This is a genomic window from Zobellia russellii (assembly GCF_018728565.1).
Lineage (GTDB): Bacteria > Bacteroidota > Bacteroidia > Flavobacteriales > Flavobacteriaceae > Zobellia > Zobellia russellii.
This window is the reverse complement of record NZ_JACSOI010000010.1, coordinates 142,801-149,726: the sequence shown is the minus strand read 5'-3', so window position 1 is coordinate 149,726 and position 6,926 is coordinate 142,801. Positions and strand designations below refer to the sequence as shown.

Sequence of the window (6,926 nt, the reverse complement as noted above, 5' to 3'; positions counted from 1 at the left end):
CTCTTTTTTAACCCCTGCTTAACAAACATCTTCATACCTGTTTAGCGGGCTGCAAATGTAACACCCTTTTTTAATTCTCAAAGAATTTTTTGAATAAAGTTTTGGATTTTTCACAAACCCCTGCGCTTCAATAAATTACACTTCCACCAAAAAAGAAGGGCCTTAAAATTAGAACTTTTTATTCATTCCCACAAGCCCCAAACTATAGTTTCCTTCCAAATTTTAGAATATTTTTTTCTTAACCTCAATTTTACATTCCCTTCTAACGAAAAATTTATGACCACAAACAGTAATAGTCAACATACACACTAGATTTCCAAAAAGATTACAAAACACCCACAACATTCAACCAATAAACTTAACCCTATATATTGTGTGCCTTGTACGCGTATACTATCTTTGCACCCTTATTACAAAAAATGGGCATGATAAAAATTACATTACCTGACGGAAGTATTAAAGAGTTTGCAAATGGAAGCACTCCATTGGATATTGCCAAAAGTATTAGTGAAGGTCTTGCACGAAACGTTATTTCGGCAAAATTTAACGATACGGTGGTAGAAACTGTCACCCCTCTTACCGAAGACGGGGCACTTGTTCTTTATACTTGGAACGACAAAGAAGGTAAAAAAGCTTTTTGGCATTCTTCTTCACATATTGTAGCACAGGCTCTAGAAGAATTATACCCTGGCATAAAATTAACTATTGGGCCCGCTATTGAAAATGGGTTCTATTATGATGTTGATTTTGGAGCGCATTCTATTTCCGAAAAAGATTTTCCCGCTATAGAAAAGAAAGCTTTGGAAATTGCCCGCGGTAAGCATGACTTTAAAATGCGCCCTATATCTAAAGCCGAAGCTCTATCATTATATAAGAGTCAAGGAAACGAATATAAGGTTGAGCTTATAGAAAATCTTGAGGACGGAACCATTACTTTTTGTGATCATGACACTTTTACGGATTTATGTAGAGGTGGACACATACCTAATACCGGTATTGTTAAAGCTATAAAAATACTGAATGTTGCCGGCGCCTACTGGAGAGGTGACGAAAAGAACCCTCAATTAACCCGGGTTTACGGTATTTCTTTCCCTAAACAAAAAGAACTTACCGAGTATCTTGCTTTAATTGAAGAGGCTAAGCAACGCGACCATAGAAAACTAGGCAAAGAACTTGAACTGTTTGCTTTTTCTCAGAAAGTTGGTCAAGGACTACCATTATGGCTTCCTAAAGGCGCAGCACTTAGAGAACGTCTTGAAAATTTTCTAAAGAAAGCTCAAAAAAAGGCAGGATACGAAATGGTGGTTTCGCCGCATATAGGACAAAAAGAACTTTATGTTACTTCTGGGCATTACGAAAAATATGGTGCAGACAGTTTTCAGCCTATTCACACACCAAAGGAAGATGAAGAATTTCTGTTGAAACCAATGAATTGCCCACATCATTGTGAGATTTACAATGTACGCCCTTACAGTTATCGAGAATTACCAAAACGTTATGCCGAATTTGGAACAGTTTACAGATATGAACAAAGCGGTGAACTTCATGGTCTTACAAGAGTAAGAGGCTTCACACAGGATGATGCACACATTTTTTGTACTCCGGACCAATTGGATCAAGAATTCAAAAATGTTATTGACCTATCTTTATATGTTTTAGGTTCATTAGGGTTTGAAAACTTTACGGCACAAGTATCCGTTAGGGATTTAAGCACTCCGGAAAAGTATATTGGTACTGTAGAAAACTGGGAGAAAGCAGAAAATGCCATTATTAACGCTGCGAAAGAAAAGGGTCTTGACTTTATAATTGAACAAGGTGAAGCTGCATTTTATGGCCCCAAATTAGACTTTATGGTTAAAGATGCCCTTGGCAGACAATGGCAGTTAGGAACCATTCAGGTAGACTACAATTTACCTGAACGTTTTGACCTTACCTATAAAGGTAGTGATAACGAGTTGCACAGACCGGTTATGATACACCGTGCCCCATTTGGTAGCATGGAACGTTTCATAGCCCTGTTACTGGAACATACAGGCGGTAATTTTCCTTTATGGCTTATCCCAGAGCAAGCTATTGTGCTGCCCGTGAGCGAGAAACATGAAAAATATGCGGAAAAAGTTTTAAAATCCTTAGAAAATGACGAAATTCGCGCCCTTGTTGATGCTAGAAATGAGACGGTAGGCAAGAAAATACGTGAAGCAGAAATGAATAAAATTCCTTTTATGCTGATCGTTGGGGAAAACGAAGAAGCGTCAAATACCATATCTGTACGTAGACATGGTGGTGAGGATTTAGGCTCTATTTCCCTTGAACAGTTTTCAGACTTGGTAACTAAAGAAATAAATAGTACCTTAAAGTCGTTTTAAAAAATTTAAAGTTTAACTAAAAAGAATTAGTCATAGCAATACGAAAGAGATTTAGGCCCCAACCTAGGAGGGAAAACAAAAACCCTCACAAAATCAATGAAAAAATACTAGCACCTAAGGTAAGGTTGGTAGGTGACAACGTTGAAGTAGGTGTATACCCTATAAGGGTAGCTCTAGATAAATCGGAAGAAATGGGTTTGGACTTGGTGGAAATATCACCAAATGCCGAGCCTCCGGTATGTAAGATTATAGATTACAAGAAGTTTCTTTACGAACAAAAGAAGCGCGAAAAAGTCATGAAGGCCAAGGCCACAAAGGTAATCGTAAAAGAGATCCGTTTTGGTCCAAATACAGATGACCATGATTATGACTTTAAAAAGAAACATGCAGAAAAGTTTTTGCAAGACGGAGCCAAATTAAAGGCTTACGTGTTTTTTAAAGGACGCTCTATTGTTTATAAAGATAAAGGTGAGATTCTACTTTTAAAACTTGCCCAAGATTTGGAAGAGTGGGGAAAAGTAGAACAATTACCAAGATTAGAAGGTAAGCGAATGACCATGTTCATTGCCCCTAAAACTAAAAAATAAAGTAACCTAGTTTTTCTAAGTTACTACAAAAGATACTGATATCTGTCCGTTATTTACGGGCAGTTTCAGCATAAATAAGTGAGATTCATATAAATAGGAAAAATGCCTAAACAGAAAACAAAATCGAGTGCCAAGAAGCGTTTTAAGCTTACCGGTACTGGTAAAATTAAAAGAAAGCACGCTTTTAAGAGTCATATCTTGACTAAAAAGTCAAAGAAGCGAAAGCTTAAGTTAACGCATGACACATTGGTTCACGCCAATGACGTTAACAGTATTAAAGAACAATTACGTTTAAAGTAATATTCTTTACGGTAAAACAGTATTAACCATGGAGTTAGGCTCAAAAAGTGTGCAAAAGAAAGCACCGCCTACTACAAAAATTTAAAATTATGCCAAGATCAGTAAATGCAGTTGCTTCCAGAGCCAGAAGAAAAAAGGTGATGAAGCAAGCCAAAGGTTACTTTGGAAGACGTAAAAACGTTTGGACGGTAGCCAAAAATGCGGTAGAGAAAGCAATGTTATATGCTTACCGCGATAGAAGAAACAAGAAGAGAACTTTTCGTGCTCTTTGGATTACACGTATTAACGCAGGTGCCCGTTTACACGGATTGTCTTATTCTCAGTTTATGGGGAAATTAAAAGCTAGTGAAATTGAATTGAACAGAAAAGTTCTTGCAGATTTAGCGATGAATCATCCAGAAGCTTTTAAAGCAATCGTAGACAAGGTTAAATAAATTAAGAATATATCTCACTTATAAGAAAGCCGGTGCATTTGTGTACCGGCTTTTTTTATTCCCCAAATGCGGTAATTACCAAGTTTCTTCCGGAGGCATAATTTCTATGCTCACACAAATATATACCTTGCCATATCCCCAAGTTCAACCTTCCCCCTGTTATTGGAATCTGTACGGATGCTCCCATTAAGGATGATTTTATATGCGCGGGCATATCGTCCGGACCTTCGTATGTATGTATATAGTAGGGAGCATTTTCCGGCACCATTTTATTCATATGGCTTTCAAAATCCAATCGCACCGTGGGGTCAGCGTTCTCATTAATGGTCAAACTAGCAGATGTGTGCTTTATAAAAACCTGAAACATTCCTTTCTTTATAGTATTAAGCTCTGGAAACGAGCTTAAAATAGCTTCGGTTACTAAATGAAAACCACGATTATAAGCTTTTAGTTTAATTTCTTTTTGATAGAATTTCATACATTTTATATATCAAATAAATGTAAAACTTTCTAAATACGAACCCTAATTAAATTATGAACAGATACCTTTGCATCTTCTAAAAAATACACATGGATCTATCAAATATAAAAATGGTCGTCACGGATATGGACGGCACGCTATTAAACTCCAATCACGAAGTGAGCAGTCGCTTTTTTGAGCTCTTTGAACAAATGAAAGAAAGAGGCATCATTTTTATAGCTGCCAGTGGCAGACAGTATCATAGTATAGTTGATAAATTAGAACCCATTAAGGACGACATTATTGTAATTGCAGAGAACGGTGCATTTGCCATGCAAAAGACTACCGAACTACTTGCTACACCATTGCCCAATGATGCAAAAAATTCAGTTCTTAAGATATTGGACACCGTAGACAACATTCACCCTGTACTTTGCGGTAAACACAATGCTTACATAAAGAGTGACTCCAAGGAATTTGAAGCCAAGTTACGCGAGTATTACACCGATTATAATGTTGTTGACGACCTAAAGGATTTTGATGGCGAAATACTCAAGATTGCCATCTACCACTTTGAAAGTTCGGAAAAGTACATTTATCCATCCGTATCCCATCTAGAAGGGTCTTTAAAAGTTAAGGTATCCGGAGAAAATTGGGTAGACATATCCAGCCCAAATGCCCATAAAGGTTACGCTCTTCAAAAAATGCAGGAACGGTTTAACATTACCCCGGCAGAAACCATGGTCTTTGGCGATTACAATAACGATCTTGAAATGTTAGCTCTTTCGGATTTCAGTTTTGCCATGGAAAACGCACATCCCAATGTAAAAAAAGCAGCAAAATTTGAAACTTTGAACAATGACGAATTTGGTGTAGAAACAGTATTACAAAAACTAATTGATTCACATATATAAAAAAGGTTGCTCCTGTAAAGAGCAACCTTTTTAATTACCAACTCAAATACAATCTTACTAAAACAAGCCTTTAGCCTTACTAAGAAGGTCTCCAGCTTCGCCTCCTCCAAGAAGGCTTCCAATGCTTCCTAGGTCAAAGCTACTATCAGCAGCATCGTTTGACATAAATTTTTCTTTTAGACTATTTATTAAGTCCGGTGCTATATTACTCGCTTCAGATTGTGCCGCTGAAGCGTCCATACCCTGTCCTTGTAAAATTCCAGCAAGTTTACCTACAATAAGTTTAAAAACACCATTGTCTTCAGAAGCATTACCATCATTAGAAAACAAACTGGTAATGGAACCCAAATCCCCGGTCGATATATTTTCCATCAAACTATTCACCAAAGCGGCAGAACCTTGTTCCGCTGCAGCTGTAGTTTCACCTTCACCTAAAGAGTTGGATGCCATCGCATCTTTTAATTTATCAAAAGCCAAGCTTTTCAATTGATCGATCATAGTTTTTATCGTTTTAATTTAAATAGTACTGATTATGGGAATAGTAAAATATCACCTCTTCCTTCAATATTTAAGACACCAATGTTCTCTAAAAAGTCACACAATTTTTACATCTTTTACCAAGAGTCTCTTTAAAAGCGCCATAACTCTTAAAATTTTTCCCAATTGAAAACCGAAATCAATATACCATTAGAAAGCGTATCTAATCAAATCTAATGGGATGAATAACGATATGATTGGAATTATATATTGGCGATAAAAAACCTAAGACAAATTGGTAAGCAAAAGACTAGGCAAATAGCCCATAGTCTTCTTGAAGGCTACGGTAAAATGTTGTGGGTTGGAATACCCTACTTCATAAGATGCTTGAGCAACAGTGTAATTTTCTTCTAACACCAAAAGTCTTGCCTTTTCCATGCGAAGCTGTGTAATGAACTTAAAGATTGTGGTTTGATGCACCTTCTTGAAACAACTTTTTAGTTTGGTAGTATTAAATCCTGCTACCTCGGACAGTTCCTTAATGGTTAATTTCCGCTTAAGATTCTGTTTGATATATGAAACCACTTCATCTATGGCCTCCTTATCCAAAGTAGATAGCGTTGTCTCCCCTGCTATCTGCTCCATACCATTCTCTTTTCCCAAAAAGACCTCTATCAGCAAACATCGTATTTGAGATTCTATAAAATTGGTTCTGGCGATTCCGGTATATGAACAATGTAAAATATCCAGTAGCAACAACCTTAACCTACCTGGTATTGGTTTCATTTCATTCCACAGATATTTAGGTTTATCCACGAAGGCATCAGCAAATTTTATAAAAGCCGAATTGTACTCAGTTCCTAATAAATCTTCAAGAAACTCCTGAGTAAAGAAAACTTCTATAGAAGTATATTCCCTTCCCTTAAGCTTTTCAACTCCATTGGTCTTTGGCCACTGCACAAGGTTATAGCTGCCAGAAGTAATGTTAAGTCTAGATTTACTTTCCGTACTAACAAAGCTATAATTGCCTTCAAGCAAAAAATGAACTCCAAAACAGAAATGATTATTTTCATATTCTACCTTAGAAATACTATTTAAACTTAACTTCCGCAATAGTATGGAAGCGCCATCTAAACACAATACTTGTTGGCTTCCTGCAACCCCTTTTCCTAAAGCAAGTTCATCAGATATCACATGAGTATCACCCATCTGTTTCATGGGATCAATACCATTTTTGGCACTATAATTTGCAGACGGAAAAAGACCTATTCTCATTTATTCCTAATTCGTAACTAAAACTTCTTTTTGCGTTAGTGCTACCTGAAATCCTAGATTAGTTTTGCAAAGTTATTTATTTAGACTAAATCTTAATAAAAACAATTGATTTT

Annotated in this window: 8 protein-coding genes; 5 read left to right on the top strand and 3 right to left on the bottom strand. The window is 36.6% G+C overall.

The annotated features are described in order from the left end of the window. Positions 1-425 precede the first annotated feature (425 nt). The 4 genes from thrS to rplT all read left to right on the top strand — a co-directional run bounded on the left by thrS (position 426) and on the right by rplT (position 3,687). Positions 426-2,366 carry a threonine--tRNA ligase gene (gene thrS / locus H9565_RS18575; protein WP_215441876.1) on the top strand — a complete coding sequence of 647 codons (1,941 nt, stop codon included), beginning with the start codon at positions 426-428 and terminating at the stop codon, positions 2,364-2,366. Between the two features lie 38 nt (positions 2,367-2,404). Next, positions 2,405-2,953, top strand: coding sequence for a translation initiation factor IF-3 (gene infC, locus H9565_RS18570; RefSeq protein WP_289041480.1), 549 nt, complete (start codon positions 2,405-2,407; stop codon positions 2,951-2,953). Between the two features lie 102 nt (positions 2,954-3,055). After that, positions 3,056-3,253, top strand: coding sequence for a 50S ribosomal protein L35 (rpmI, locus tag H9565_RS18565; protein ID WP_038239114.1), 198 nt, complete (start codon positions 3,056-3,058; stop codon positions 3,251-3,253). Between the two features lie 89 nt (positions 3,254-3,342). Continuing rightward, a complete protein-coding gene (gene rplT / locus H9565_RS18560; protein ID WP_215441875.1) occupies positions 3,343-3,687 on the top strand; it encodes a 50S ribosomal protein L20 in 345 nt (114 codons plus the stop codon). A gap of 55 nt (positions 3,688-3,742) precedes the next feature. Here rplT and H9565_RS18555 read toward each other — a convergent pair whose 3' ends face one another. After that, positions 3,743-4,165, bottom strand: coding sequence for a secondary thiamine-phosphate synthase enzyme YjbQ (locus H9565_RS18555; protein ID WP_215441874.1), 423 nt, complete (start codon positions 4,163-4,165; stop codon positions 3,743-3,745). Positions 4,166-4,257: 92 nt separating this feature from the next. Between H9565_RS18555 and H9565_RS18550 the strand changes: the two genes are divergently transcribed. Continuing rightward, positions 4,258-5,061, top strand: coding sequence for an HAD family hydrolase (locus H9565_RS18550; RefSeq protein WP_215441873.1), 804 nt, complete (start codon positions 4,258-4,260; stop codon positions 5,059-5,061). Positions 5,062-5,118: 57 nt separating this feature from the next. Here the strand turns inward: H9565_RS18550 and H9565_RS18545 are convergent, their stop codons facing one another. Beyond that, a complete protein-coding gene (locus H9565_RS18545) occupies positions 5,119-5,559 on the bottom strand; it encodes a hypothetical protein (protein ID WP_215441872.1) in 441 nt (146 codons plus the stop codon). A gap of 264 nt (positions 5,560-5,823) precedes the next feature. Beyond that, positions 5,824-6,813 (bottom strand): helix-turn-helix domain-containing protein, encoded by a 990-nt coding sequence (locus H9565_RS18540; RefSeq protein WP_215441871.1) that lies wholly within the window; start codon positions 6,811-6,813, stop codon positions 5,824-5,826. Positions 6,814-6,926: the final 113 nt, after the last annotated feature.

Excerpts from the sequence above, each read along its gene's own strand:
- H9565_RS18540 (WP_215441871.1), bottom strand. The coding sequence starts at position 6,813 with ATGAGAATAGGTCTTTTTCCGTCTGCAAATTATAGTGCCAAAAATGGT.
- rpmI (WP_038239114.1), top strand. The coding sequence starts at position 3,056 with ATGCCTAAACAGAAAACAAAATCGAGTGCCAAGAAGCGTTTTAAGCTT.
- H9565_RS18550 (WP_215441873.1), top strand. The coding sequence starts at position 4,258 with ATGGATCTATCAAATATAAAAATGGTCGTCACGGATATGGACGGCACG.
- thrS (WP_215441876.1), top strand. The coding sequence starts at position 426 with ATGATAAAAATTACATTACCTGACGGAAGTATTAAAGAGTTTGCAAAT.
- rplT (WP_215441875.1), top strand. The coding sequence starts at position 3,343 with ATGCCAAGATCAGTAAATGCAGTTGCTTCCAGAGCCAGAAGAAAAAAG.
- H9565_RS18555 (WP_215441874.1), bottom strand. The coding sequence starts at position 4,165 with ATGAAATTCTATCAAAAAGAAATTAAACTAAAAGCTTATAATCGTGGT.
- H9565_RS18545 (WP_215441872.1), bottom strand. The coding sequence starts at position 5,559 with ATGATCGATCAATTGAAAAGCTTGGCTTTTGATAAATTAAAAGATGCG.